This is a genomic window from Herbaspirillum sp. YR522 (genome assembly GCF_000282575.1).
Classification (GTDB): Bacteria; Pseudomonadota; Gammaproteobacteria; order Burkholderiales; family Burkholderiaceae_D; genus Herbaspirillum.
This window is the reverse complement of sequence record NZ_AKJA01000007.1, coordinates 26,659-48,689: the sequence shown is the minus strand read 5'-3', so window position 1 is coordinate 48,689 and position 22,031 is coordinate 26,659. Positions and strand designations below refer to the sequence as shown.

At 64.8% G+C, this 22,031-nt stretch carries 23 protein-coding genes and 1 pseudogene; 3 read left to right on the top strand and 21 right to left on the bottom strand.

The annotated features are described in order from the left end of the window. The 19 genes and pseudogenes from PMI40_RS00690 to PMI40_RS00595 all read right to left on the bottom strand — a co-directional run. A pseudogene (locus PMI40_RS00690) lies at nucleotides 1-241 on the bottom strand (oxidoreductase); the annotation flags it as partial. A 23-nt stretch (nucleotides 242-264) separates the two neighbouring features. Further along, nucleotides 265-696 (bottom strand): RidA family protein, encoded by a 432-nt coding sequence (locus tag PMI40_RS00685; RefSeq protein ID WP_008111088.1) that lies wholly within the window; start codon nucleotides 694-696, stop codon nucleotides 265-267. Then, on the bottom strand, nucleotides 693-1,742 hold the full coding sequence (locus tag PMI40_RS00680) for an aromatic ring-hydroxylating dioxygenase subunit alpha (protein ID WP_008111087.1): 1,050 nt from the start codon (nucleotides 1,740-1,742) through the stop codon (nucleotides 693-695). Before PMI40_RS00680 ends, PMI40_RS00685 begins: the two co-directional genes overlap by 4 nt. 36 nt (nucleotides 1,743-1,778) lie before the next feature. Continuing rightward, on the bottom strand, nucleotides 1,779-2,012 hold the full coding sequence (locus tag PMI40_RS00675) for a recombinase-like helix-turn-helix domain-containing protein (protein WP_008111086.1): 234 nt from the start codon (nucleotides 2,010-2,012) through the stop codon (nucleotides 1,779-1,781). Continuing rightward, nucleotides 2,012-2,347 carry a hypothetical protein gene (locus tag PMI40_RS00670; RefSeq protein WP_008111084.1) on the bottom strand — a complete coding sequence of 112 codons (336 nt, stop codon included), beginning with the start codon at nucleotides 2,345-2,347 and terminating at the stop codon, nucleotides 2,012-2,014. The genes PMI40_RS00675 and PMI40_RS00670 overlap by 1 nt, the downstream gene beginning before the upstream one ends. Before the next feature lie 5 nt (nucleotides 2,348-2,352). Next, complete coding sequence (locus tag PMI40_RS00665; protein WP_008111083.1) at nucleotides 2,353-3,501, bottom strand: FAD-dependent monooxygenase; 1,149 nt, start codon at nucleotides 3,499-3,501, stop codon at nucleotides 2,353-2,355. Between the two features lie 29 nt (nucleotides 3,502-3,530). Further along, complete coding sequence (locus tag PMI40_RS00660) at nucleotides 3,531-4,514, bottom strand: VOC family protein (RefSeq protein ID WP_008111078.1); 984 nt, start codon at nucleotides 4,512-4,514, stop codon at nucleotides 3,531-3,533. 83 nt (nucleotides 4,515-4,597) lie between these two features. Next, complete coding sequence (locus PMI40_RS00655) at nucleotides 4,598-6,076, bottom strand: aldehyde dehydrogenase (protein WP_040501460.1); 1,479 nt, start codon at nucleotides 6,074-6,076, stop codon at nucleotides 4,598-4,600. 11 nt (nucleotides 6,077-6,087) lie between these two features. Beyond that, nucleotides 6,088-6,888: an aspartate dehydrogenase gene (locus tag PMI40_RS00650; RefSeq protein WP_008111073.1), complete on the bottom strand. Its 801-nt coding sequence runs from the start codon at nucleotides 6,886-6,888 to the stop codon at nucleotides 6,088-6,090. A gap of 10 nt (nucleotides 6,889-6,898) precedes the next feature. After that, nucleotides 6,899-8,623: a thiamine pyrophosphate-binding protein gene (locus PMI40_RS00645; protein WP_008111071.1), complete on the bottom strand. Its 1,725-nt coding sequence runs from the start codon at nucleotides 8,621-8,623 to the stop codon at nucleotides 6,899-6,901. After that, nucleotides 8,616-9,440 carry an SDR family oxidoreductase gene (locus PMI40_RS00640; protein WP_008111069.1) on the bottom strand — a complete coding sequence of 275 codons (825 nt, stop codon included), beginning with the start codon at nucleotides 9,438-9,440 and terminating at the stop codon, nucleotides 8,616-8,618. The genes PMI40_RS00645 and PMI40_RS00640 overlap by 8 nt, the downstream gene beginning before the upstream one ends. 6 nt (nucleotides 9,441-9,446) lie before the next feature. Continuing rightward, nucleotides 9,447-10,283: an IclR family transcriptional regulator gene (locus tag PMI40_RS00635; RefSeq protein WP_008111067.1), complete on the bottom strand. Its 837-nt coding sequence runs from the start codon at nucleotides 10,281-10,283 to the stop codon at nucleotides 9,447-9,449. 23 nt (nucleotides 10,284-10,306) lie between these two features. Beyond that, on the bottom strand, nucleotides 10,307-11,167 hold the full coding sequence (locus tag PMI40_RS00630; RefSeq protein ID WP_008111064.1) for an alpha/beta fold hydrolase: 861 nt from the start codon (nucleotides 11,165-11,167) through the stop codon (nucleotides 10,307-10,309). A 20-nt stretch (nucleotides 11,168-11,187) separates the two neighbouring features. Then, nucleotides 11,188-11,724, bottom strand: coding sequence for a cupin domain-containing protein (locus tag PMI40_RS00625; RefSeq protein ID WP_008111062.1), 537 nt, complete (start codon nucleotides 11,722-11,724; stop codon nucleotides 11,188-11,190). 29 nt (nucleotides 11,725-11,753) lie between these two features. Further along, nucleotides 11,754-12,524: an SDR family oxidoreductase gene (locus PMI40_RS00620; protein WP_008111060.1), complete on the bottom strand. Its 771-nt coding sequence runs from the start codon at nucleotides 12,522-12,524 to the stop codon at nucleotides 11,754-11,756. 42 nt (nucleotides 12,525-12,566) lie between these two features. Beyond that, nucleotides 12,567-13,415, bottom strand: a complete 849-nt coding sequence (locus PMI40_RS00615; RefSeq protein WP_008111057.1) for an ABC transporter permease — start codon at nucleotides 13,413-13,415, stop codon at nucleotides 12,567-12,569. A gap of 2 nt (nucleotides 13,416-13,417) precedes the next feature. Further along, nucleotides 13,418-14,413, bottom strand: coding sequence for an ABC transporter substrate-binding protein (locus tag PMI40_RS00610; RefSeq protein WP_008111054.1), 996 nt, complete (start codon nucleotides 14,411-14,413; stop codon nucleotides 13,418-13,420). A 48-nt stretch (nucleotides 14,414-14,461) separates the two neighbouring features. Further along, nucleotides 14,462-15,247: an ABC transporter ATP-binding protein gene (locus PMI40_RS00605; protein WP_008111052.1), complete on the bottom strand. Its 786-nt coding sequence runs from the start codon at nucleotides 15,245-15,247 to the stop codon at nucleotides 14,462-14,464. Between the two features lie 690 nt (nucleotides 15,248-15,937). After that, nucleotides 15,938-16,228, bottom strand: coding sequence for a DUF4148 domain-containing protein (locus PMI40_RS00595; RefSeq protein WP_008111050.1), 291 nt, complete (start codon nucleotides 16,226-16,228; stop codon nucleotides 15,938-15,940). A gap of 198 nt (nucleotides 16,229-16,426) precedes the next feature. On the opposite strand from PMI40_RS00595, the gene PMI40_RS00590 reads away from it, so the two are divergent. Then, a complete protein-coding gene (locus PMI40_RS00590; RefSeq protein ID WP_008111048.1) occupies nucleotides 16,427-17,098 on the top strand; it encodes a heavy metal response regulator transcription factor in 672 nt (223 codons plus the stop codon). Nucleotides 17,099-17,241: 143 nt separating this feature from the next. Here the strand turns inward: PMI40_RS00590 and PMI40_RS00585 are convergent, their stop codons facing one another. Then, nucleotides 17,242-19,179 carry a bifunctional diguanylate cyclase/phosphodiesterase gene (locus PMI40_RS00585; RefSeq protein ID WP_008111046.1) on the bottom strand — a complete coding sequence of 646 codons (1,938 nt, stop codon included), beginning with the start codon at nucleotides 19,177-19,179 and terminating at the stop codon, nucleotides 17,242-17,244. A 257-nt stretch (nucleotides 19,180-19,436) separates the two neighbouring features. Here PMI40_RS00585 and PMI40_RS23590 point away from each other — a divergent pair, with 257 nt between their 5' ends. Next, nucleotides 19,437-19,883, top strand: coding sequence for a hypothetical protein (locus tag PMI40_RS23590; RefSeq protein WP_157221410.1), 447 nt, complete (start codon nucleotides 19,437-19,439; stop codon nucleotides 19,881-19,883). Between the two features lie 129 nt (nucleotides 19,884-20,012). On the opposite strand, the gene PMI40_RS00575 is transcribed toward PMI40_RS23590, so the two are convergent. Further along, nucleotides 20,013-20,438 (bottom strand): DUF4399 domain-containing protein, encoded by a 426-nt coding sequence (locus PMI40_RS00575; protein WP_008111042.1) that lies wholly within the window; start codon nucleotides 20,436-20,438, stop codon nucleotides 20,013-20,015. 352 nt (nucleotides 20,439-20,790) lie between these two features. Between PMI40_RS00575 and PMI40_RS00570 the strand changes: the two genes are divergently transcribed. Then, nucleotides 20,791-21,909: an alpha/beta hydrolase gene (locus tag PMI40_RS00570; protein ID WP_008111040.1), complete on the top strand. Its 1,119-nt coding sequence runs from the start codon at nucleotides 20,791-20,793 to the stop codon at nucleotides 21,907-21,909. Nucleotides 21,910-22,031 lie beyond the last annotated feature (122 nt).

Genomic DNA, 22,031 nt, shown 5'->3' with positions numbered 1-22,031 from the left:
GCGAGCCGCCACGGCTGGCGCGGTCCTTGAGCACTCCCACCACGTAGCGGTGGCGCTCGGCCGGCGAATTCGACAGCGAGTAGCTGCGCACGATGCCATTGCCCAGGTGCAGGTCGATATGCGCGCCCGCCTCGAAGGCAGGCAACTGGCCCAGGTCGGGCGCGCACAACTCGACCGACAGTACGCCCTGCGCCTCGAAACGCATGGCCTGGACCCGCACGGAAATAAGAGGACTGCTCATGAATGCCACTTCCTTTGACTGAATCAGGACACCGTCGCCTGCCGCACATCCACCCCGAGCCGCGCGAAGGCGTCGACTTCCACCTTCAACTCGGGAAACACCAGGGCGTTTGCGCCCACCAGCGTCGAGCACGGATAGGTGCTGCCGAAGAAGTCACGGCGGGCTCGCCCGACCTGTTCCTTGTCGGCGATGTCCTTCACATAGATCACCAGCTTGTAGATACAGCCGATGTCGCCACCGGCGGCGCGCACCAGCTCGCCGATCTTGCCCAGCACCACCAGCGTCTGGCTGTAGGTGTCGAGCACCTGCTCGCGCGAGGCCGGGTGCGCGGTCATGCCGGACAGGACGATCTCGTCGCCGATGACCAGGCAGTTGGACCAGGTCGCGCTGTCGGGCTCGACCACCTTGTCGCTGATGACGCGGCGCACCGGCGGCGTCTTTGCCGGCTCGCTCATGCCGCCCTGACCGCCACCTTGGCGGCGGCGAGTTCTTCCTCGCGGGCCAGTTGCTCCTTGGCCAGGCCGCGCAGGTGGCGGCGCAGGCGCACGATGCCCATGTCGTGCTGGTACAGCATCTCGCGCTGGTTGGCGTCTGCTTCCATCAGCTCCAGCACCACCCGATCCTGCTCCAGTACGTTCCAGTGGCGCGCCTCGAGGCGGTTGCGATAGAGGAAGCGCCAGGTGTCGCGTTGCCAACCGGTCAATTTGCGGCAGCGCCAGTGGAATACCGCGGCGATGTTGTCGACGATGGGCGTGTAGCTGCCGACGATCACGAAACTGCCGCCGGGGCCGCCGGTCTTTGGGTATGGAATCGCCAGGCGCATCCAGTGCAGGTCGGTGTCGGCCCATTCGGTCCAGTCGAAGTTGACGTCGCGCTGGCCTTCCTTCTCGAAGACGAAGCCGATGTCGGTCTCGCGGATGCCGAAGGTGGCGTGGTTGTCGCCCTCGGCCATCGAGTGCGACTGCTTGTGCAGGAAGGTGCCGTGCATCGGGTCCATCACGTTGTCCAGCACATAGCGGTAGTCGCCCTTCCACTCGGTGTAGCACAGGAAGTTGGAATACTCGGGGCTGGTCAGTTCTTCCGGCAGCCGCAGCGGTGGCGCTTCATCGACGTCGACCATGCTGTTGTAGAGGAAGATGGCGCCAGCGGCCTCGGTGACATGGAAGCGACGCGTGGCCTTGGCCCCCTCCAGCTTGCAGCCGGGGCTGCCCGGCACGCTGGTGACGACGCCGTCGAAGCGCACCTGCACGCCGTGATAGCCGCAGGCGATGCGGTCGCCCATGGGAATACCCATGGACAAGGGCGCACCGCGATGGGGGCAGTGGTCTTCCAGCGCGTGGATGGTGCCGGACGGTTCGCGCCACAGCACGAACTTCTTGCCCAGGCGGCGCAGCGACACCGGCTTTTCGGCAACGAATCCGGACGGGCAGATCGGGTACCACAAGTCCTTCAGGCCGACGGCAAGCACGGCATCGACGGGATCATTGGCTGTCGTTCTCATTTCTGGCTTCTCCTTGGCTTGTGCCTGGCGCATGGCTCACGCGGCCAGGCGGGCGATCTCTTCTTGAAAGTTCTGCTCGGTCCAGACGCCCTGGTTGTAGGGACAACTGGGACCGGTGCGATTCAGGTGCGCCACCATGCCGGCCAGGTCATGGGTGCCGGCACCGTAGGCGCGCTCGATCGAGTCGCCCAGCAGGTCTTCGTACTGGGTCGGCGGCCGGCGGCGTGCCTGGTGCGGATTGAGATAGACGTCTGTCACTGTTGCAACCATCATTGGCCTCCATTTCTGATGCGCTCGCGGATACGCTCGCGCACGGGAACAAAATCGTAAGTCGGGTAACACTCGGTGCGAAACACGCCCCAGGCCGATCGCTCCAGCTCGACGTTGACCTGGCCCAGCAGGGCCGGCGGCAACTCCAGCGTGACGATCTGGCCCAGGCCCATGGCCACGGTCCAGGACACCACCCGGGTGCCCTCGACCGGGAAGCGTTCCCACCAGTTCTGCTTCTTCATGTGCGCCTGGATCTGTTCCAGGTTGTGCGACTGATCGTGCTTGAGCAGGATCGTCAGCAACATCGTGTCGGGCTTGTTCACCTGTTGTTGCATGGCGGTCAGGCGGTCGCCAACTCGGGCTCCAGCGGCACCTTCCAGGCGTCGTAGCCATATACCCAGTCGGCGTTGCCGCCTTCGCGCAGCCAGTTGTTGCCGCGCGAGCCGACCTGTATCTTCGCGGCGCGCTCCATACGCAGGCCGGCATAGGTCTGCAGCGCCCCGGCGACGTCTTCCAACCTGGACACGGTGGCCAGGCAGCGCGCCAGCACCACTGCATCCTCGATGGCCATGCCGGCGCCCTGGGCCATGAACGGCATCATCGGATGGCAGGCGTCGCCCAGCAGGGCCAGGTTGCCGCGCGCCCATGCCGGCAGCGGATCGCGTTCATACAAGGCGGTCTTGAGCACTTCGTCGCAGGCGTCCAGCAAGGCGGTGGCATCGGCGTGGAAGCCGGCGTAGCTGTCGCGCAGCTCCTGCACGTTGCCCGGCGTGGTCCACGATTCGAGGTGCCAGCTTTCCTGGGCGGTGGTGGCGAAGATGAAGATGTCGCGGCCCCGGTTCAACGGAAAGGTGACGATCTGGCTTTCAGGATTCGGCCCCCACCACTTGGTGAAGGCCTGCAGGTTAGGCACGCCGGCGACCTTCTCGGCCGGCACCACGGCGCGAAACGCCACCACGCCGGTGAAGCGCGGACTTTCGGCGCCGAACATGGCGCTGCGCACCGCCGAATGGATGCCGTCGCCGCCCAGCAGCACATCGACCCGGTCGCTGCTGCCGTCGCTGAAATCGAGGGTGATGCCGGCAGCGGTCTGTTCTACCGTCTCGGCGCGCTTGCCGAAGCGCACCTGCTCCAGCGGGAACACCCCGGCCAGCGCTGCCAGCAGGTCGGCACGGTGGATCGTCAATTGCGGTGCGCCGTATTTCTGCTCGGCGGTATCGCCCATGGCCAGGCGCGAGGTTTCCTCGCCGGTGTTCCAGGTGCGGCTGATGCGATGCGTCGGGCGCGCTGCGGTCTGGCGCACCGCTTCGCCGATACCCAGCCCATCGAGCGCGCGCACGGCGTTGGGGGTGAGGTTGATGTCGGCGCCCACGCGCAGGAACTGCTTCGACTGTTCGTACACCACCACATCGTGGCCGGCTCGCTGCAGGGCGATGGCGGCGGTCAGGCCGCCGATGCCTGCGCCCAGGATTGCGATCTTGAAGGACATGCGATTTCCTTGTCTGGTGAGTCTGCTGTTTATTTGGCGACCGGCGCGCGGTCGGTCAGGAACTTGCCGGTCGGACCCTGGGCGTTCTTCTGGCGACGGGTGTTGCCGTCGATTCCACCATCGATGGCCCATTCGGCAAACACGGTCGGGCCCGGTTCGAACTCGCGCGGCTGCCAGTGCTGGTCGAGCTGGTCTTCGTCGGCGTAGTACTCGATCAGGCCACCGGCGGGGTTCTTGAAGTACCAGAAATAGGCCGACGAGATCGGGTGCCGGCCGGGGCCGAGCTGGGTGTCCCAGCCACTGCGCGACATGTGCATGCCGCCGCCGAAGACTTCATGGATATCGCGCACGGTGAAGGCCACATGGTTCAGGCCGGCACGCGCCTCGGGCGGTTGCAACAGGAAGATGTCGTGGTGGCCGCCGTCGGCGGCGCAACGCAGGAAAGCGCCGCGCTCGGGATAGCGGTCCGATGGCACGAAACCGAAGTGTTCGCAGTAGAACTGCTCGCAGGCCTTTACATCCTTGACGAAGAACACCACGTGGCCGACCTCGATCGGGGCGGCGCGCTCATAGACCGGGCTGCGCTGGTTGACGCGGTTCTTTTCGTTCCAGGTGTTCATGCGGGCGCACTCGAGCTGCACCTCATGCTTCTGGCTGACCTGGAAGCGCACCGCCAGGCCGTTGGGATCGGTGCACCCCACGCGCCGCACGCCGTCGAGTTCGGTATCGACGTAGCCGGGCAGGCCTTGCAGGCGGCCGGCAAACTTGTCCACCACGGCCGTCGAGGACACGCCCCACACCACTTCGCGCAGGGTCGGTCCCACTTCGATGGCCGGTGGCAGGCTGGGGTCGGCGCTGCTGCGCACCACCACGCGGCAGCCGTTCTGGGTGGCGAAAACCAGGGCCTCGGCGCTGTCCTGCGCCAGCACCATGCCCCAGTCGAGGAAGAACTGGCGGCACAGCGGCAGGTCGTCCGCGCCATAGGTGATTTCATCAATGCCCAATACATCCATTTGCTTCTCCTGTGTCCGGCGTTGCCGGCAGATATATGCAAGAACAGCGCCAGTGATTTGCGTTGCTGGTCGTCGCGTCGGCTTCAACCGGCCCAAGGCAGCGGGTGCTCGTTGAGCCCCCAGTACATGCTCTTCTGCTCCATGTACTGCAGGATGCCCAGTCGCCCCTTCTCGCGGCCCAGGCCGCTGTCGCGCCAGCCGCCGAATGGCGTCGAGATCGAAAACTGCTTGTAGGTGTTGATCCAGACATTGCCGGCCTGTACCGCACGACCGAAGCGCCACGCTTTCTTGAAGTCGCGCGTCCAGATACCGGCGGCCAGCGCGTAGACGCTGTCGTTGGCCTGCCGCACGAGGTCCTGCTCGTCGTCGAACGGCATCGCCACCAGCACCGGGCCGAAGATCTCTTCCTGGCAGATGCGCTGGTCGTTGGCGAGGCCTTCGATGATGGTTGGCGTAAAGAAATAGCCGCGCTCGAAGGCACTGCCTTGCGGCCGCATGCCACCGGTGCGGATGCGGCCGCCGTCGGTGACGCCCATGTCGACGTAGCGTTCGATGCCCTCGCGATGGCGCGCGGTGATCAGCGGCCCCATCTGGGTGCGTTCGTCGGCCGGATCGCCCACCCGCAGGGCGGCCGCGCCGGCAGCCAGGCGTTCCATGAAGCTGTCGTAGATGGCGCGCGCCACGAACAGGCGCGAACCGGCGATACAGGACTCGCCCGAACTGCTGAAGATGCCGTACAGGACCCCGGCCACGGCGTGGTCGATGTCGGCATCCTCGAACACCATGGTGGGCGACTTGCCGCCCAGCTCCAGCGACACCGGCATCATCTTGTCGGCGGCGATGTGGGCAATATGCTTGCCGGTGATGGTGCCACCGGTAAACGACACCCGCTTGACCAGCGGATGCAGCGTGATGGCGTCGCCGATGACCGAACCCTTGCCCGGCAACACGCTGATCAGGCCCGCCGGTACGCCGGCCCCGATGCAGATCCGTGCCAGCTCGAGCGCGGCCAGCGGCGTGACCTCGGCCGGCTTGACCACCACCGCGTTGCCGGCGGCCAGTGCCGGTGCCATCTTCTGCGCTTCGCTGGCGATCGGCGAATTCCACGGCGTGATGGCGGCCACCACGCCCATGGGCTCGTAGACGCTCATGGTGAGGTTGTCGCCACGCATCGGCGTGATGGTCTCTTCCAGTGTCTCGCAGGCGGCGGCGAAGAACTGGAAGGTCGCCGCGGCGCTGGCCACCAGGTTGCGGGTTTCGTTGATGGGCTTGCCGTTGTCCAGGCGTTGCAGTTGCGCCAGCGCTTCGCTGCGCTCGCGGATCAACTGCGCTACGCGATACATCACGGCGGCGCGCTCGTGCGGCTTTCGCTGCGCCCAGCCGCTGGTGCGGAAGGCCAGGTCGGCGCCGACGATGGCTTGTTCGACGTCATCCACGCTGGCCGCGTTCAGGTGCGCCACGGCTTCGCCGGTAGCCGGATACAGCGTGGCATAGCGGTCGCCGCCACCGAGGCGCCACTGTCCGGCGACACAGATAGGCAGGGTCTGGTTGGGATTGATCATGTTGGGCGTCATCAGATAGACAAGGCGTGCGCGCGGTTGCCCAGCGCACGCACCACGCTGTAGACCGTCAGCGCGGAGGTTTTGGGGTTGGCGGCCAGCGGCTTGCCGCGCATGGTCAGCTCGAAGCCGCCGAAGGCGCCACGGGCCTCGACATGGTGGACGTTCTCGCTCACGCCCGGGTCGGCATACAGCCGCACGCGGGTGTGGTCCAGCCCCAGGCCGGCCAGCGACAAGGTGGCGGCGACGTTGGCGTTCTTCGGGAACAGCCGCGCCGCTTCGCGGGCGCTGCCCTCGAAGATCACGGTGGCCTCGGTCAGGCGGTCCAGCTCGAAGGGGCCGTCGGCCGGGGTGTCCTTCCAGGCCAGCGGCGGCTTGCGCCCGGTATAGACCACCGACTCCAGGCCGCCCACCTTGGCCGCGGACAAGGCGTCGATGGCGCCGATGGCGCCCGAGAGCAATTGCACCTGGGTCTTGCCGCGACGGGCCGCGGCTTCCAGCTTTTCCACCAGGCCCGGTTCGGACAGGGCGCCGATCGACACCACCATGCAGGCAATGCCGCGCTCCAGCGCCGGGATCACATGCTCTTCAATGGCGCGATGGCCGGCGCATTCGATCAGCAGGTCGGGACGCGTCTCGCCCAGGCGCGCCACCACGCGCGCCGCCGGCGCCAACGACGACACCACCGGGGTGGCATTGGCGACGTTGGCCTCGGGCACGACGATGAGATCGAAGGCGACCTCGGGATCGCTCTTGAGCAGCTCCATGACGCCGATGCCGATGGCACCGCAACCGATCATCGATACATGCAACATCGCCTTCTCCTTATGCCGCGGTGACTGCGGCGGTAGCAGCCTCGACCACGGCGGCGGCGGCAGCGGCGGCCTTCTCGGTCTCGTTGACCGGTGGGCCGGCGAAGGCGGTCTTGAAGCTGCCGATGGACAGCATGTCGATTTCCAGCAGGAACGGGCCGGCCTGCGACAGCGCCTCGTCCAGGCCGGCGGCGACATCGGCCAGGTTGCTGATGCGCTTGTGGCGCAACTTCAGCGCCGACGACAGTTGCGCGTAATCGGGCGTATGCAGATCGACGTAGTGGCGACGCCCGCCGTACTGGGCATCCTGGATGTTCTTGATGACGCCGTAGCCCTTGTCGTTCATCAACACGATGACCATGTCGGCCTGCTCCTGTACCGCGGTCGCCAGCTCACCCAGGTTGAGGATGAAGCCGCCGTCGCCGGCCAGCGTGAAGGTCTTCTTGCCCGAACCCGATACCGCCGCGCCGATGGCCGCGCCGATACCCATCGCCAGGCCCTGGCCGATGCCGCCGCCCAGGGCGTGCACGCCGGCGCGCGGGTCGAAGATGCGCAGGAAGCGATTGCCCCAGGTGCTGTTGGACACCGTCACGTCGCGCACCCAGTTGAATTCTCGGCCGGCGGCCTGCTGCAGTTGCTCCACAAGCGCACTATAGGGACCGAGGCCGTCGACCAGGCCGTTGACGGCGCTGTCGCGGGCCTTCTGCAGGTCGCCCATGAAGGTCGGGTCGACCTGCATGGCAGCCAGGCGGTCGGCCAGGCCATCGAGCACCAGCGCCGAATCGCCGCAGACGAAGTAGTCGCTGGTGTAGCAGCGGCCTTCGGCGGCCGGGTCGGCGTCGACGCGGTACAGCGGCCGCGGCAGCTTGAGTTCGTACTTCAGGGTTTCGTTGCCGCGCAGGCGCGAGCCGACTACCAGCATGGCGTCGCAGGTCTGGTAGAAGTTCTCGACCGGCTTGTGCAGGTTGAAGGCGCCCAGCGAGCGCGCATCGTCCTCGGCCACGATGCCGCGGCCCTGGGTACTGGTCACCACGCCGAAGCCCAAGGCCATCAGGCGCTCGACCTGGGCCCGGGCGTGGCGGGCGCCACCACCCAGCCACAGCAGCGGACGCCGGGCCTTCAGCAGGCGCTCGGCCAGTTCGTCCAGGGCGTGTTCGGATGGCACGTTCTGCGGGATCGCCAGCGGCTGCAGGTCGTTGGGCATCGGAATCAGGGCGGACTGGATGTCGATCGGGATCTCCACCGAGACCGGGCCCATCGGCGGCGTCAGCGCGGTCTGCACGGCCAGCTTGATGGTGCTGATGGCGGTCTCGACGCTGCGGATGCGGAAGGCGGCCTTGGAGATCGCCTTCAACATGGTCAACTGGTCCGGCGCCTCGTGGATGTAGGCCAGGCTCTGGTCCAGGTAAGGGGTCTCGATCTGGCCGGTCAGGTGCAGCAGCGGCGTGCCGGCGGTCAGGGCCTCGACCATGGCGCCGGCGGCATTGCCGGCGGCGGTGCCGGTGGAGGTCAGGCACACGCCCAGGCTGGCGGTGCTGCGAGCGCAGGCGTCGGCCATGTTGGCGCCGCCGGCTTCGCCGCGGGCCGGGATGAAGCGGATCCTGCCGCGTTCGCCGAAGGCATCCAGGATCGGCATGTTGTGGATCGAGATCACGCCGAACGCCGCCTTGACGCCGCACTGCTCGAGGAAAGCCGCGATGGCGCAGCCTACGGTTACTTGGTTGGTGGTATTAGGCATGGCGGGAAAGTCCTCCTGAAACATCGATATGGCACCCTGTGGTGTACGAGGAAAGCGGCGTGGCGAGAAAGACGATCGCGCGCGCGGCTTCCTGGGGAAGGCCGAGACGGCCGAGTTGGATATTTTTCCTTGCGGCCAGGTCGGCAGTCCATTGCCGCCAGTCCTGGCCCTGCAATTCGGGGCCGCGCGCATCGAAGCGGCGACGCCACTGGCCTGATTCGACCAGTCCGATCAGGATGCCGTTGACGCGCACGCGCGGTGCGGCGCCGGTGGCAAATTCGGTGGCCAGCGAGCGCACCAGGTTGTGCACGCCGGCGCGGGCGGCCGAAGTGGCCACCATGTGCGGTTCGGGCTGCTCGGCCAGCAGCGAATTGACGCAGACGATGGCGGCGTCGCCATGCGTGGCGCTCATGCGCTGCAGCTGCGGCAGGAAGGCCCGGGTCGGGTAGATGACCGAAAAGAACTTCAGGCGCAGCTCTTCGCTCCAGGCCTCGTCGCTGGTGTCGGCGAAGGTCGACACGCGGCCCTGGCCGGCGTTGTTGACCAGGATCGACACCGGGCCCAGCTCGGCCTGGACGGCGTCGGCGAAGGCCTGCACCTGTGCCGGCGCCAGCACGTCGCAGGTCGCGGTAAGCAGGCGCGCCTGCGGAAAGCGTTGGCGCAAGCCGGCCTCGGCCTGTTGCAGGCGCTCGGCACTGCGACCGCACAGCGCCACGGCGGCGCCGGCCTCGAGCAGCAATTCGACGGTGGCCAGGCCGATACCGGACGAGCCGCCGGTGACGACGGCGACCTTGCCGTGAAGTTCAGTCATGCCCATGATCGATCAGCCTTGCCACATGTTGATGACCTTGCCCTCGCCGCGCTGGGGCGAATGGTCGAGCAGGCGCGACAGTTCGGCGGCGGTATCGCGCACGCGGGCGACGATGCTGTCGAGCTGGCCGGTATCGATATGCGGCGACGGGATGGTGGCGCCCATGGCTGCGACCACATGACCCGAGTGGTCGCGAATCGGCGCGGCGACGGTGGAGATGCTGGTCTCGAAGAAGCCTTCCTGCAGCACGAAGCCGCGCTCCTTGTCCTTCTGCACCATGTCGAACAGCTCGACCACGGTCTTGGGGGTATTGCTGGAGAAGACTTCCAGGTGTTCTTCCGGATACAGGTCGCGCAACTGCGCCAGGCTCAGGTCTTCCAGCAGCACCCGGCCCAGCACGGTGGCGTGTGCCGGCAGGCGGGTGCCGACCGTGACGTGGCTGGCGAAGGCGGTCTGGGTCACCGATTTGGCGACGTAGACGATCGAGCGGCCATCGCGCACCACCAGGTTGCAGGAATAGCCGATCTCGTCGCGCAGGCGTTCCAGCAACGGACGGCCGATCTCGGTCAGTTCCAGCGAGGCGAGGTATTCGAAACCCAGGCGCAGCACCGCCATGCCCAGGCGATAGTCGCGCCCGCCGTCGGTACGCTCGACGAAGCCCATGCGTTCCAGCGTCGCCAGCAGGCGGAATACGGTGGAACGCGGCACATCCAGGCGGCGTGCCAATTCCGGCGCCGACAGGGTCTTGTCCTGGCGATTGAATTCGCACAACAGGCGCAGGCCGCGCTCGAGGCCCGGTACGGAGTACTTGTCTTGCGACTCTTCTTCTGGCAGCACTGGTTTGTTCATGATCGTGGTGGTGGTTGAATTGGTTAAACGAGTTGTTCGCGGATCGTGGCCGCGAAGGCGGTCGGCTGTTCGATGTAACAGGCGTGGCCGGCAGCATCCACCAAGTGGAAGGGCAACGCAAATTGCGCCGCCATGGCACGGCTGGCCGCCGGCGTGGTGACCACGTCGAGCGCACCGCAGGTCACCGCAACGCCGTCCTTGGGCGCTGCCGCCAGGTAGCCGTGGATATCATCGCCGCACAGCAGGTGCACTGCCTGCGTGTAGCCGGCCGGGTCCAGCCACTGCATGTTCCAGCGCACCCAGGCGCGATCGGCCTCGCTGGCATGTTCCGACAGCAGCCGCGAGGGGCGCCTGGCCATTGCATCGATGCCCAGCGTGTGCAAGGCGCCCAGGCGCTCCTGCTCGATCTCGCGGGCGCGGGCCTGCTTGTCCGGCGTGCCATAACCCAGCGCCGGGCTGGCCAGCAGCGTGCGACGGGCGTGCGGCCGGGGGCCGGCGAGGTAGGCTGCGGCCATCAGCGCGCCCAGCGAGTGGCCGACCAGCAGGCACTCATGCACCTGCAGCGCGTCCAGCATCTGCTGCAGCCGCAACGCATAGTCGGCGGCCTTCGGACGCGCCATCGGCAATGGGGTCGAACGGCCGTAGCCGGGCGCGTTCCAGGCGATCACGCGGGCATGCGGCTCCAGCTTGAGGGCGCATTGCAGCCACGACGCGGCGCCCGAACTGATCCCGTGCAACAGCACCACCACCGGGCCGCTGCCGCAGCTGCGATACGACACCACCGCGCCGCCGACATCGACGGCGCGCTCGGCGAAGCGGGCTTCGAGCAGCGCCAGCCGGTCTTCCGGGACGTCGGCGCAGGCCACGGTGGCAGGGTTGGTCATGGTCGGGATCCTGGCCGGTCTCAGCGCTTGATCGACGCCAGCGGGTGCTCGGGCGGATAGGTCGGTGTGATGGGCTTCTTGGCGCCCAGCATCACGCACATCAGCGCGTCTTCGTCGCCGATGTTGATCTCTTCGCGATACACGCCTGGCGGCACCGACACCACGTCGCGGTCGGTCAGGATGGTCTCGAAGCGCTCGCCATCCTTTTCCAGCACCAGCTTCAACTTGCCGCGCAACACGAAGAACACTTCCTCGACGTCGATGTGCAGGTGCGGCGGACCTTCGTGGCCGGCCGGGATGATCATGGTGGAGAAGGTGAAATGCTCCGACGGGATCACATTGGTGTCATGCGACACGCCGGTGCCGCCAGTGCCGATGTAGCGCATCTGGGCGCGACGGAACTTGGGGTCGTAGTCGGCCTGGAACTTGAGGGCGTTCCAGTCGTACTTGCGGGTGGACAGGCGCGCCACGCGCGACTCCATCCAGTCGGCGAAGCTGCTGCCATCGGGACGGTCCCAGCTGCGGGCGATGTTTTCCTGTTCGGACATGTCGGTCATGCTGTTCTCCTTGCGTTGGTCTGTTCAATTCAGTTGAAGACGAAACCGCCGTTGACCGCCATCACCTGCCCGGTGAAGAAGCGCGCCATGTCCGACAGGGCGAACAGGACGGCGCCGCAGACATCCTCGGGCAACTGGTCGCGCTGGATGGCGCGGCGATCGAAATAGGTCTGGTGACGTGCCTGCGGCACGTATTGGGTAGCCTCCACCAGCGTCAGCCCCGGCGCCACGGCATTGACCGTGATGTTGTCGCCGCCCAGCTCGCGCGCCAGCGAACGGGTCATGCCGATCACCGCGCTCTTGCTGGCGACGTAGGCCAGCAGGTTGGGCGCGCCCCACAGCGGGGTGTCCGACGACAGGTTCACCACCGCGCCCCGGCCGCTGGCGCGCAACGCCGGCAGGCAGGCATTGGTCATGAGCCAGGTACCGCGCACGTTGACATCCATGACGCGGTCCCACATCGCGATCTCGAGTTGCTCGCTGGTCTTGCCGCCGGAATTGGTGATGGCGGCGTTGTTGACCAGGCCATCCAGGCCGCCCATCCAGGCCAGCGCACCGTCGGCGCAGGCCTGCACCGATTGCGGGTCGCCCAGGTCGAGGGCGAAGCCTTCGACCTTCAAGCCACGCGCCTTCAATGCGGCCACCGCCTGGCCCAGCTGCTCTTGCAGGATGTCGGCCATGGCCACCATCGCGCCGGCCTCGGCGATCGCCGTGACGAACGCCAGGCCCAGGCCGCGGGCGCTGCCCGTGACCAGGATGCGCCGCCCCGCCAGAAGGTTGGCCGTGCTTGTTGCTGACATGTGCTGCTCCCGTATCGGTGAAGTGATGTGCGTGGTGGGCGATCAGACGGTGCTGGTATTGGCCTTGGGCAGGTAGTGCAGGACCTTGCGTTCGGCCCACACCACGAACCCATAGGTGATCACGCCGATCAAGGTCAGCGCCACGATGGCCACGAACACCGCAGCGGTGTTGCCCTGCCCTTCGCCGTCCACCAGCAGGTAGCCCAGCCCCTGGTTGCCACCTACCAGCTCACCCACGGTCACGCCGATGACCGACAGCGTCGAGGCGATACGCAGGCCCGAGAACAGCGCCGGCAGTGCCGAGCGGAACTCGACCAGGTGGAAGATCTGCCAGCGGCCGGCGTTGAGGGTGCGTACCAGGTTGACCATGTCGGGATCGACCGTACGCACCGCCGACAGCACGTTGATCATGATCGGGAAGAACACGATCAGGACCGCCACGATGATCTTGGGATAGATGGTGTAGCCGAGCCACATCACGAACAGCGGAGCGAAGGCGACCTTGGGCGCGATCTGCAACGCCAGGATGTAAGGCGACAGCATCGCCTCGGCCCGTGGCGACAGGCCCAGCGCCACGCCCACGGCCAGCCCCAGCAAGGCACCGAAGAGGAAGCCGAACACCACTTCCATGGCGGTGATGCCGAAGTGCTGCAGCAGTTGGGCGTTGTTCCACATCACTACCGATTCACGCACCACCTGCATGAAGTTGGGCAGGATGTATTCGGGCATGCCCATCAGGCCCGGGCCCCATTGCCAGGCGGCGATGAACACCACCAGCAGCACCAGGCTGCCGCAGACGGTGCTGGCTTTTTCGCTCAGCCGGGGACGGCGGGGCTTGGCGGCGGGCTCGACGGATGGCATGGTCAGTTCTTTGGCTGTGGTGGTATTCATGTTTACTTGGCGATTCCGGTGAACTGGTTGGTGAACAGGTCATTGACGGGCGTGGCCTTGGTGACGATGCCTTCGCTGACGTAGAACTTCTGCACCGCGTCCATGCGCGCGCTGTCGATCTGGCCCAGGGTCTTCTGGTTGGCGTAGACATATTTGTTGTACATCTCGAAGGTGGCCTGGATGCTGGCCTGCTTGCCCTTGTAGCTGGGCAGCGCGGCGACATAGTCATCGGCGGCCGCCTTGGGGTCCTTCATGATGTCGGCCATGCCGCGCAGCGTGGCGCGCACCAGGCGCTTGAGCAGCTCGGGGTTCTTCTTGATGGTGTCGTCCGAGGCCAGGATCGCCTGCGCCATGCTCTTGAAGCCGCCGTTGTCGAGCAACTCCACCTTCGCGCCGGCATCGGTGGCATTGACCACCCAGTCGGGTACGCCGGCAAACGCCTGGGACTTGCCGGTGGTGTACAACTGCCACACGCCGGCCGGCCCGGCGGCCTGGATCTGGACGTCGGTCTTGGACAGGCCGGCGGTCTTGAGGCTGCCCAGGAACGCGTAGTAGGTGGTGTCGGTATAGGACATGACGGTGACGGTCTTGCCCTTGAGGTCCTTCATTGCCTTGATACCCTCGCCGGGGTTGGCCGCGACCATGGTCACCGAGCCGGCACCCAGCACCGCGATGGCCTTGACCGGGATGCCATTGGCGCGCACCACGATCGGGGTATCGCCGATGGCGCCGCCGATGACCGCATTGCCGGCGCCGATCTGCTTGGCGACGTCGACCCCGCCCTTGGCGACGATGAAGTTGACCTTCAGGTTTTCGTCGGCGTAGTAACCCTTGTGCTGGGCCAGGACCCAGGGCGCGAAGGCCGGCGCATTGGGCGGCGCCGGCAACAGGTAGGTGACTTCTTCCGGCGCGGCATGGGCCACGACGGGAACGATGGCCGCGCCGATGGCTGCGACCATGGCCAATGCGCTACAGGCGGATGCGATCAGTTGCTTCATGCTGGTGGCTCTCCCTTGGGGATTTCGTTGACGTTGGTATGACCAGGTTCAGTGCAGCTCGGCGGTTTCCTTGCCGACCTTGAGCAATTCCATCAGCCGCCCTTGCAGCGGACCGATCTCGGGCAGCTTGCGGCGCTCCAGCGGGTTGTCGCGGAACGGCAGGTCGACTTCGATTTCCTCGACGATGGTGCCGGGGCGCTCGCTCATGACCAGCAGCCGATCGGACAGGGCGATGGCCTCGACCAGGTCGTGAGTGATGAACAGCGCAGTCTTCTTCTTTTCGTAGAGCATCTTGGCCAGGTCTTGCTGCAGCACCATCTTGGTCTGCGCATCGAGGGCCGAGAATGGCTCGTCCAGCAGCAGCACCTGCGGGTCGACCGCCAGGGTGCGCGCCAGCGCCGCGCGTTGGCGCATGCCACCGGAGAGTTGGTACGGATAGTGCTCTTCGAATCCCTTGAGGTGGCACTTGGCCAGCAACTCGTCGGCGATGCGGCAGCGCTCGGCCTGCGACATGCCGTCGATCTCCAACCCCAGGGTCACATTGGCGCGAATGTTGCGCCACGGCATCAGGAGGTCCTTCTGCAGCATGAAGGCGACCTTGCGCACCGGCTTGGTCACCTTCTGGCCGCTGACGAATACCTCGCCGTCGGTGGGCAGGTAGAGCCCGGCGCCCATGTTGAGCAGCGTGCTCTTGCCGCAACCGGAGGGACCGATGATGGATACCACCTCGCCGCTCTTGATGGACAGGTTGACGTTGGTGACGGCCGCGCGCGGTTGCGCGGTCTGGCGGTCGACGAAGCTCTTGCCGACATTGCGGAATTCGATTTCGATCATGTTGCCTCTGCTGTGATGACGCGGTGCCTGCGCACCTCAACGATTTCCCGGACCGCCGCTATTGATTGCGGGTGTCTCCGACCAGGGACCGAACGTTCCATATATGAAACAACGATTTATATATGGGAGATATTTCCGAGAAATATAGCAGATATTTCCGGACAAAATAGGCTATTTTGTTCCATATATAAACTGACGATTCATATAAAAACCGTTTTACTTGTTTTATGCAGAAAGCGTGCCAGGCCTGAAAGGCCCATTTCGTCTTATGGATGGACTATTGGCTCACCAAAGGAACGCAAGATGAAACCTGATGGTGCGTGGGGTGCACCGGGAATGGATCGTGTCGCACCGTGCGACAGCCGCTGGCGCCTGGTTGCTTCTGGCCAAGGCTGGCGAGTCCCGGACAAGCGCCAAGCCGGAAACGTCTGTTGCCGGATCCGGTCGTTGCAATCGTGAAGAGTGGGTCGACCGCGTGGTCGTGATAGAGGCGCCTGTGGCAGGCAAGGTAGCGGGCGGGATCGATGCCGTGCGCAGATCGACCGCCGGGATGGAGGGCTTCATTGACCTGGCAGTGCGGCGCACATCGGATGTCGCGCTGCCTGTCAGCAATCGCAGGGTGACGAGGCCGATGCAATAAGGGCCGCTCCATCACCGGATGAAGCGGCCCGCTCTGGTCGCGCCTGCCGATCAGGCCCCATTGTAAAGAGAAGGATCGCTCACCTTCTCCTGCATCGCGCCAGCGGCCGGCGCAGGCCTGGCCTTGCCCACCTGCATCGGCGCCGCCGCGTGCGCCGACTTCAGTTCGGCCATCACCTCGGCGCGCGACTTGGTACTCTCGAACTTGATCACCGGATAGTTGCCACGCGCGGTCAGGTTGGCGCGCTCGCGCTCGGCTTCGGTCTTGACCGTCATTTGTGCGAATGCCGACAGCGAGAAGACAGCGGCCAGGGTACCAACGAATATTTGCGAGACTTTCATGCCAATTCTCCTAGAGGGAAGTTGAAAACAGGTCGCCTGTGGCAGGCGATTTCGACCGCCGGCTTCTTGCGTGGCGCATCGTTGGAATGAATTCTAGAGAGGTAGGTCGCACAGAAAGATTGCCCATTGATGACGAGCTTGTAATGAATGGGCCACGCCAGCCAAAGTCGCGATGCCGTTATTGCAAGGAGCCCGTTCATGTATGTGCTGTTGGTGGAAGACGAGCCGAAGGCCGGCGACTATCTGCGTCGTGGCCTGACCGAGTCGGGCTTCGTGGTCGACTGGGTCCGGAGCGGTGTGGATGGCCTGCATCAGGCCCGCACGCTGCAATACAGCCTGATCATCCTGGATGTCATGCTGCCCGGCATGAACGGGTGGGACCTGCTGCGCGAACTGCGCCGCACGCACGACACCCCGGTGCTGTTCCTGACCGCCCGCGACGACGTCGAGGACCGGGTCAAGGGTCTCGAGCTGGGTGCCGACGACTACCTGGTCAAGCCGTTCGCGTTCACCGAACTGCTGGCGCGGGTCAGGACGCTGCTGCGGCGCGGCCCGAGCCGCGAAGCCGATGTCATCCAATACGCCGATGTGGCCGTGGACGTACTACGCCGCAAGGTCACCCGCGGCGGCCAGCGGCTCGACCTGACGGCCAAGCAGTTCTCGCTGCTGCACATGCTGATCCGACGTCCGGGCGAGGTGCTCTCGCGCACCCAGATCGCGTCCCAGGTCTGGGACATGAACTTCGATAGCGATACCAACGTGGTCGACGTGGCCGTTCGCCGGCTGCGCGCCAAGCTGGACGACGGCTTCGAAAAGAAACTGCTGCATACGGTGTGGGGCATCGGTTATGTGTTCGAGGCCAGGAACTGAAGCCGCGTGCGCCCGCATCGATGACGGTGCGACATGGCAGCGCCGGTGTCGCCGGCAATTGCCGTTGACAGCACGGTGTCCGGTGCGTCTTCCTGCCTATCCACCGCGCCGGGCAAGTCGCCAGGCCACCGGGTCCGGCCGGCTCAGGCGTGGGCGGTAGCAGCCAGCCAGCCCGGCACGTCCTGCGCGGCCAGCGGGCGCGAGTAGAAATAACCCTGGCCGAGGGTCGCCCCGAGCTGCACCAGGATGTCGCGTGCGGCTTCGGACTCCACCCCCTCCACCACGCAGCCCAGGCTCATGTCGCGACTCAGCGTAAGCAGCGACTTGACGATCTTGCGGCTGACCGGATTGCTTTCGATATCGAGCACGAAGCTCTTGTCGATCTTGATTCGGGTCAGCGGCAATGCGTGCAGTTGCGTCAGGCTCGAATAGCCCGTCCCGAAGTCGTCCAGCGTGACACCGCATCCGAAGTCGCGCAACGCACTGATCACCCGCTTGGTCTTGTCCAGGTCGTACAGGGTGGCCGTTTCGGTGATCTCCAGGTCCAGCCTGCCAGGATCGAAATCCATCTGGCGGATTACCTTGGCGAACTTGTCGATGCCTTCGACGCCATTGAGGTCATCGGCCGACAGGTTGAACGAGATGTGAATGTGCGAGGGCCATGTACTGGCGATGCGCAACGCCTTGCGCATCAGGTTCTCGCTGATCTGGCCGATGATCCCCATGCGCTCGGCAGCCGGGATGAAGACATCGGGCGACACCATGCCGACCCTGGGGCTGGTCCAGCGCGCCAGCGCTTCGAACGCGATGGTGGCATTGCTCTGCAAATCGACGATGGGCTGGAAATGAACCGACAATTCGTGGTCGAAATCGGCCAGCCGAAGCGCTTGCTCGATGATCGCATTGCGCTGAATATCGGCCTTGTCGGCGTTCGAGAACAGCGTGACGGTTCCCTTGCGGTTGCGTTTTCCGTGATAGAGCGCGTAGTCCGCATGCTCGTACAGCGTCTTGGCGTCACCCGCCATGTCCGGGAAGGTCGCCACGCCAAGCGAGGCCGCCACCTGCACCATGGAATTGGACAGCAGGAAGGAAGCGCGAAGCATGTCGCAGATATGCTGGCAGAAATCATGCAAGCTGGCGTCATCGAGACCGGAATCGATGATGACCGCGAATTCATCGCCTCCCAGGCGAGCGACATGGACCCGCTCGTCGGCCACCCGGCGCAATCGGTTGGCTACTTCGATCAACAGCTGGTCGCCGTGCGAATGGCCGTACAGGTCGTTGATCGACTTGAACCCGTCCAGGTCGAGAATGGCGATGGCAAACCGTGTCTCGGCCGCAACCGCCCGCTCGCATGCGCCTTCGAGCGTGGCAAAGAACTTGCGCCGATTGGCGATGCGGGTAAGCGGGTCGAGGTTGGCCAGTTCGTAGTTCTCTTCGCTCAGCGCGGCCGCCTTCTCGCGCGAGTCGACCAGCAGCGTGAATTCGTTGTAATGGCTGGACACGATGACCAGCATCACCAGTGTCACCAGCGCGACGTTGATGGCAGCCGCGATGAAGGTGGGGATGTTGGTCGAGATGAAGAACACCGCAAAGATGCCATTGACGATCAGCGCGCCCGTGAGCGCGGCCGAGCGCAGGTACATGAGGCAGAAGATGCAGCTGACGATGGTGATGCCCATGTAGAACGCAACGTGCGCGCGCGCGTAGTCGTCGCCGTAGGGAAACATCGTCACCGCCCACAGCGAGAACGCCATGGCGATCGGCCCGACCAGGCGGCTGGTTCGCCTCAAGGCTCTCCAGGCCAGCTCTGCATCGGGTTCGGTGCTGCGCACGCGCCACCAGGATACGAAGCGCACCGCGCATATCAGCGTCAGCGCGGTCGGAAAATAAATGGTCAACCATCGGGGGGTCGAATCCAGGTGCGTGAATGCCAAGGCCCAGGTATTGACCAGCAGGATCACGTACATCATCGGGACCTTGCGGGAGAAGGCCTTGTATTGCGCCCTCAGCAACTCCGGCTTGCCCCGTTCGAGGGAAAGATTCTGCCGCAGGGTTGCCCATATCGCAGACAAGTTCATTTCTACTTTCGCCATTTACAAACTGACAAACAATTTGCCTATTTCTTTTATCTAGCGGCGTAAGCAAGGAGCATATATCACGCGATGAGGCGTTTTGCCTTTAGTTGATCGAACCCCAACTCTTTCTTTCCATCTGTCGCGGCCGTTACACGTTTTGGTCGGGCCCCTCGTACTGCTTGGCAATAACGAAACATGGATGTCCAGGTGGTCCATATCGAGACCACGCCGGGATTCGCGCAGGGCATGCGGCCCGGCCAATGAAAAAGCGCGGCGATTGCCCGATGGCAATCGCCGCGCGGTCCAGGCAACAGACTCGATCAACTGTTCTTGTGACTTTGCTGCCCGGCTTGCACATGCTGTTCGTGCGAACCGCCGCGCGTGCCACCATGCTGCTGGTTGGAGCCGCTATTGCCCTGCTGTTGCTGCGCATTGTTCTTGTGGCTCTGTTGGCCAGCCTGCACGTGTTGCTCATGCGTGCCGCCGCGGGTGCCGCCACCTTGCTGCTGGTTCGATGCGCTATTGGATTGCTGCTGTTGCTGCGCGCTGTTCTTATGGCTTTGCTGGCCGGCCTGAACGTGCTGTTCGTGGCTGCCGCCTCGGTTACTGCCTTGATTCTGGTTTGCCATTTCAATGCTCCTATAAGAATGCTCGGATTACCTGCGCCGATGTTGCGCAGGAAGGCCATGATGCGCCAGGCACCATGACGATGGAATAAGAAAAGCGGAGAAATGGCTGTGAGGATTCGCTGTCAGTGCGGCCCGGGATGCATTGCAGCCGAGCTTGCCGCCGCGTCGACGCTGCCCGGTCCGGGACGCCGACGCAGGCGATTGCGATCATTTCACCGTGATGTTGATACCGTTGACCATCATGTAGCCATAGGCCCGGTGTTCGCCATCGGCAAACTGGGCAGTCAGCTTGTATTTGCCCGGCGGCAGCGACAGCTCGGTCTCGGTCTGGCCCTGGTCGAGATGGATGTGCGTCTTGTCGTTGGGAATGACCTTGCCCTTGCCGATGGGAATTTCATTGATCAGCAGGTGATGATGGCCGGTATTGGGTACCAGCTTGCCGGCCGGTCCGGTGGTCATGGAGTGGGCCGCCAGGCGCACCTTGAACGGGCTGGTCACGGTCGCGCCGCCCTTGGGTTCGAGGATGGACAAGCTTGGCTCGTCCGCCCACGCGCCACCGGCGGCCCCCGCCAGCAACAGGCCGGCACCGGCCAGTACCACCGACCGCGACAAGCTGATTATCTTTGTTTGCATGACTACTCCCGACATGGTAAAGAAAAGCGATTGCGAAAGCGATTGCATAGCTCGCTCGATTGGCTGGAGTGTAGCGGTGGCTTGCGCAAAACAGAATCGGACTAACACCGAATCACGCCTACCTGCATTCCCACTTATCCCGATACCGACACCTTGTCACGGCCTGATAGGAACCCCTGCCGTTCGGGTTCCATGTCCCCTGGGGTAAGCCACCCACCCCAACTTGGGTAAATCGCCGACAGACCTCGACATGTCGATTTTTCTAATATGAGGCTTAAATCGACTGGACAGTCGTTCCAGCGTACGCCAACCCATCGCTGCATCCCATCCATCTGAAAAAAGGGAGTTGAAATTGAAGACATCGTTCAAAGTGCTGTGCCTCACCACCATCGGCGCGGTAGCGGCATCGTCGTTATGTGCTGCGGCCTTCGCCGCCGACGATACATCGGCCAAGCCCAACCCGGTCAAGACGGCGGTGGCCAAGGCGGCCGGAAAGGTTCGCGCCGACAAGGAGATGCTGGCCGTGCTCGACGCCCATGCCAGCCTCGATCCCAAGGCCATCGAGAAGGCCGACGTGGCAACCGCACGCAAGAATCCGACCATCGCCGATGCAGTCAATGTGGTGCTCAAGCAGCAAGGAAAGAGTACCGATCCGCAGGCACTGGTGCCTGGCGTGACCAGCAAGGACATCACCGTGACCGGCGCGGCCGGCTCGCTGCCGGCGACCGTCTATACCCCGGAGGGAACAGGCCCGTTCCCGGTGGTGGTGTACTTCCACGGCGGCGGCTGGGTCATTGCCGACCGTCATGTGTATGACGGCGGCGCGCGCGGCCTGGCCAAGTCGGCCAACGCGGTGGTGGTGTCGGTCGACTACCGCCAGGCCCCCGAAAACAAGTTCCCGGCTGCATGGGACGACGCCCTGGCGTCGTATCGCTGGGCGCTGGCCAATGCGGCCTCCATCAAGGGCGATGGCAAGCGCGTGGCACTGGCCGGCGAAAGCGCCGGCGGCAACCTGGCGCTGGCTACCGCGATTGCCGCCCGCGATGCCAAGCTGCAGGCCCCGTCGCATGTGCTGGCGATCTACCCTGTGACGCAAACCAGCCTGAACACCGAATCCTATATCGAGAACTCGGTGGCGCAGCCGCTCAACCGGGCCATGGTGAAGTGGTTCGTCGATCACCTGGTACGATCCAAGGATGACTTGAAGGATCCCCGCCTGCAATTGATCGAGGCCAAGCTCGACGGGCTGCCATCGGTGACCCTGATCAACGCCCGCATCGACCCGCTGCGCAGCGATGGCGCGAAGATGGAAGACGCATTGAAGAAGGCCGGGGTGCCGGTGGAACGCAGGGACTACGAAGGCGTGACCCACGAGTTCTTCGGTACCGCGGCGGTGGTGGACAAGGCCCGGCAAGCGCAGGCGTATGCGGGCGAACGCCTGAAGCAGGCATTTGCCAGTGGCGCACGTTAAGCGGCCCTGAGCCGTTGAGGTGATGCCTGCGGCCCTGCCCCAGGGTGCATTCGACGGCGGCGCCGCGCAATTCGCGCCGCCGTTCTCGTGCCACCTGGCGCCGCAGGCTAGCCCACGCCTGC

Bases quoted from the DNA above. Each gene is read 5' to 3' on its own strand.
- PMI40_RS00685 (WP_008111088.1), bottom strand. From the start codon at position 696: ATGAGCGAGCCGGCAAAGACGCCGCCGGTGCGCCGCGTCATCAGCGAC.
- PMI40_RS00680 (WP_008111087.1), bottom strand. From the start codon at position 1,742: ATGAGAACGACAGCCAATGATCCCGTCGATGCCGTGCTTGCCGTCGGC.
- PMI40_RS00675 (WP_008111086.1), bottom strand. From the start codon at position 2,012: ATGGTTGCAACAGTGACAGACGTCTATCTCAATCCGCACCAGGCACGC.
- PMI40_RS00670 (WP_008111084.1), bottom strand. From the start codon at position 2,347: ATGCAACAACAGGTGAACAAGCCCGACACGATGTTGCTGACGATCCTG.
- PMI40_RS00665 (WP_008111083.1), bottom strand. From the start codon at position 3,501: ATGTCCTTCAAGATCGCAATCCTGGGCGCAGGCATCGGCGGCCTGACC.
- PMI40_RS00660 (WP_008111078.1), bottom strand. From the start codon at position 4,514: ATGGATGTATTGGGCATTGATGAAATCACCTATGGCGCGGACGACCTG.
- PMI40_RS00655 (WP_040501460.1), bottom strand. From the start codon at position 6,076: ATGATCAATCCCAACCAGACCCTGCCTATCTGTGTCGCCGGACAGTGG.
- PMI40_RS00650 (WP_008111073.1), bottom strand. From the start codon at position 6,888: ATGTTGCATGTATCGATGATCGGTTGCGGTGCCATCGGCATCGGCGTC.
- PMI40_RS00645 (WP_008111071.1), bottom strand. From the start codon at position 8,623: ATGCCTAATACCACCAACCAAGTAACCGTAGGCTGCGCCATCGCGGCT.
- PMI40_RS00640 (WP_008111069.1), bottom strand. From the start codon at position 9,440: ATGGGCATGACTGAACTTCACGGCAAGGTCGCCGTCGTCACCGGCGGC.
- PMI40_RS00635 (WP_008111067.1), bottom strand. From the start codon at position 10,283: ATGAACAAACCAGTGCTGCCAGAAGAAGAGTCGCAAGACAAGTACTCC.
- PMI40_RS00630 (WP_008111064.1), bottom strand. From the start codon at position 11,167: ATGACCAACCCTGCCACCGTGGCCTGCGCCGACGTCCCGGAAGACCGG.
- PMI40_RS00625 (WP_008111062.1), bottom strand. From the start codon at position 11,724: ATGACCGACATGTCCGAACAGGAAAACATCGCCCGCAGCTGGGACCGT.
- PMI40_RS00620 (WP_008111060.1), bottom strand. From the start codon at position 12,524: ATGTCAGCAACAAGCACGGCCAACCTTCTGGCGGGGCGGCGCATCCTG.
- PMI40_RS00615 (WP_008111057.1), bottom strand. From the start codon at position 13,415: ATGAATACCACCACAGCCAAAGAACTGACCATGCCATCCGTCGAGCCC.
- PMI40_RS00610 (WP_008111054.1), bottom strand. From the start codon at position 14,413: ATGAAGCAACTGATCGCATCCGCCTGTAGCGCATTGGCCATGGTCGCA.
- PMI40_RS00605 (WP_008111052.1), bottom strand. From the start codon at position 15,247: ATGATCGAAATCGAATTCCGCAATGTCGGCAAGAGCTTCGTCGACCGC.
- PMI40_RS00595 (WP_008111050.1), bottom strand. From the start codon at position 16,228: ATGAAAGTCTCGCAAATATTCGTTGGTACCCTGGCCGCTGTCTTCTCG.
- PMI40_RS00590 (WP_008111048.1), top strand. From the start codon at position 16,427: ATGTATGTGCTGTTGGTGGAAGACGAGCCGAAGGCCGGCGACTATCTG.
- PMI40_RS00585 (WP_008111046.1), bottom strand. From the start codon at position 19,179: ATGAACTTGTCTGCGATATGGGCAACCCTGCGGCAGAATCTTTCCCTC.
- PMI40_RS23590 (WP_157221410.1), top strand. From the start codon at position 19,437: ATGAAAAAGCGCGGCGATTGCCCGATGGCAATCGCCGCGCGGTCCAGG.
- PMI40_RS00575 (WP_008111042.1), bottom strand. From the start codon at position 20,438: ATGCAAACAAAGATAATCAGCTTGTCGCGGTCGGTGGTACTGGCCGGT.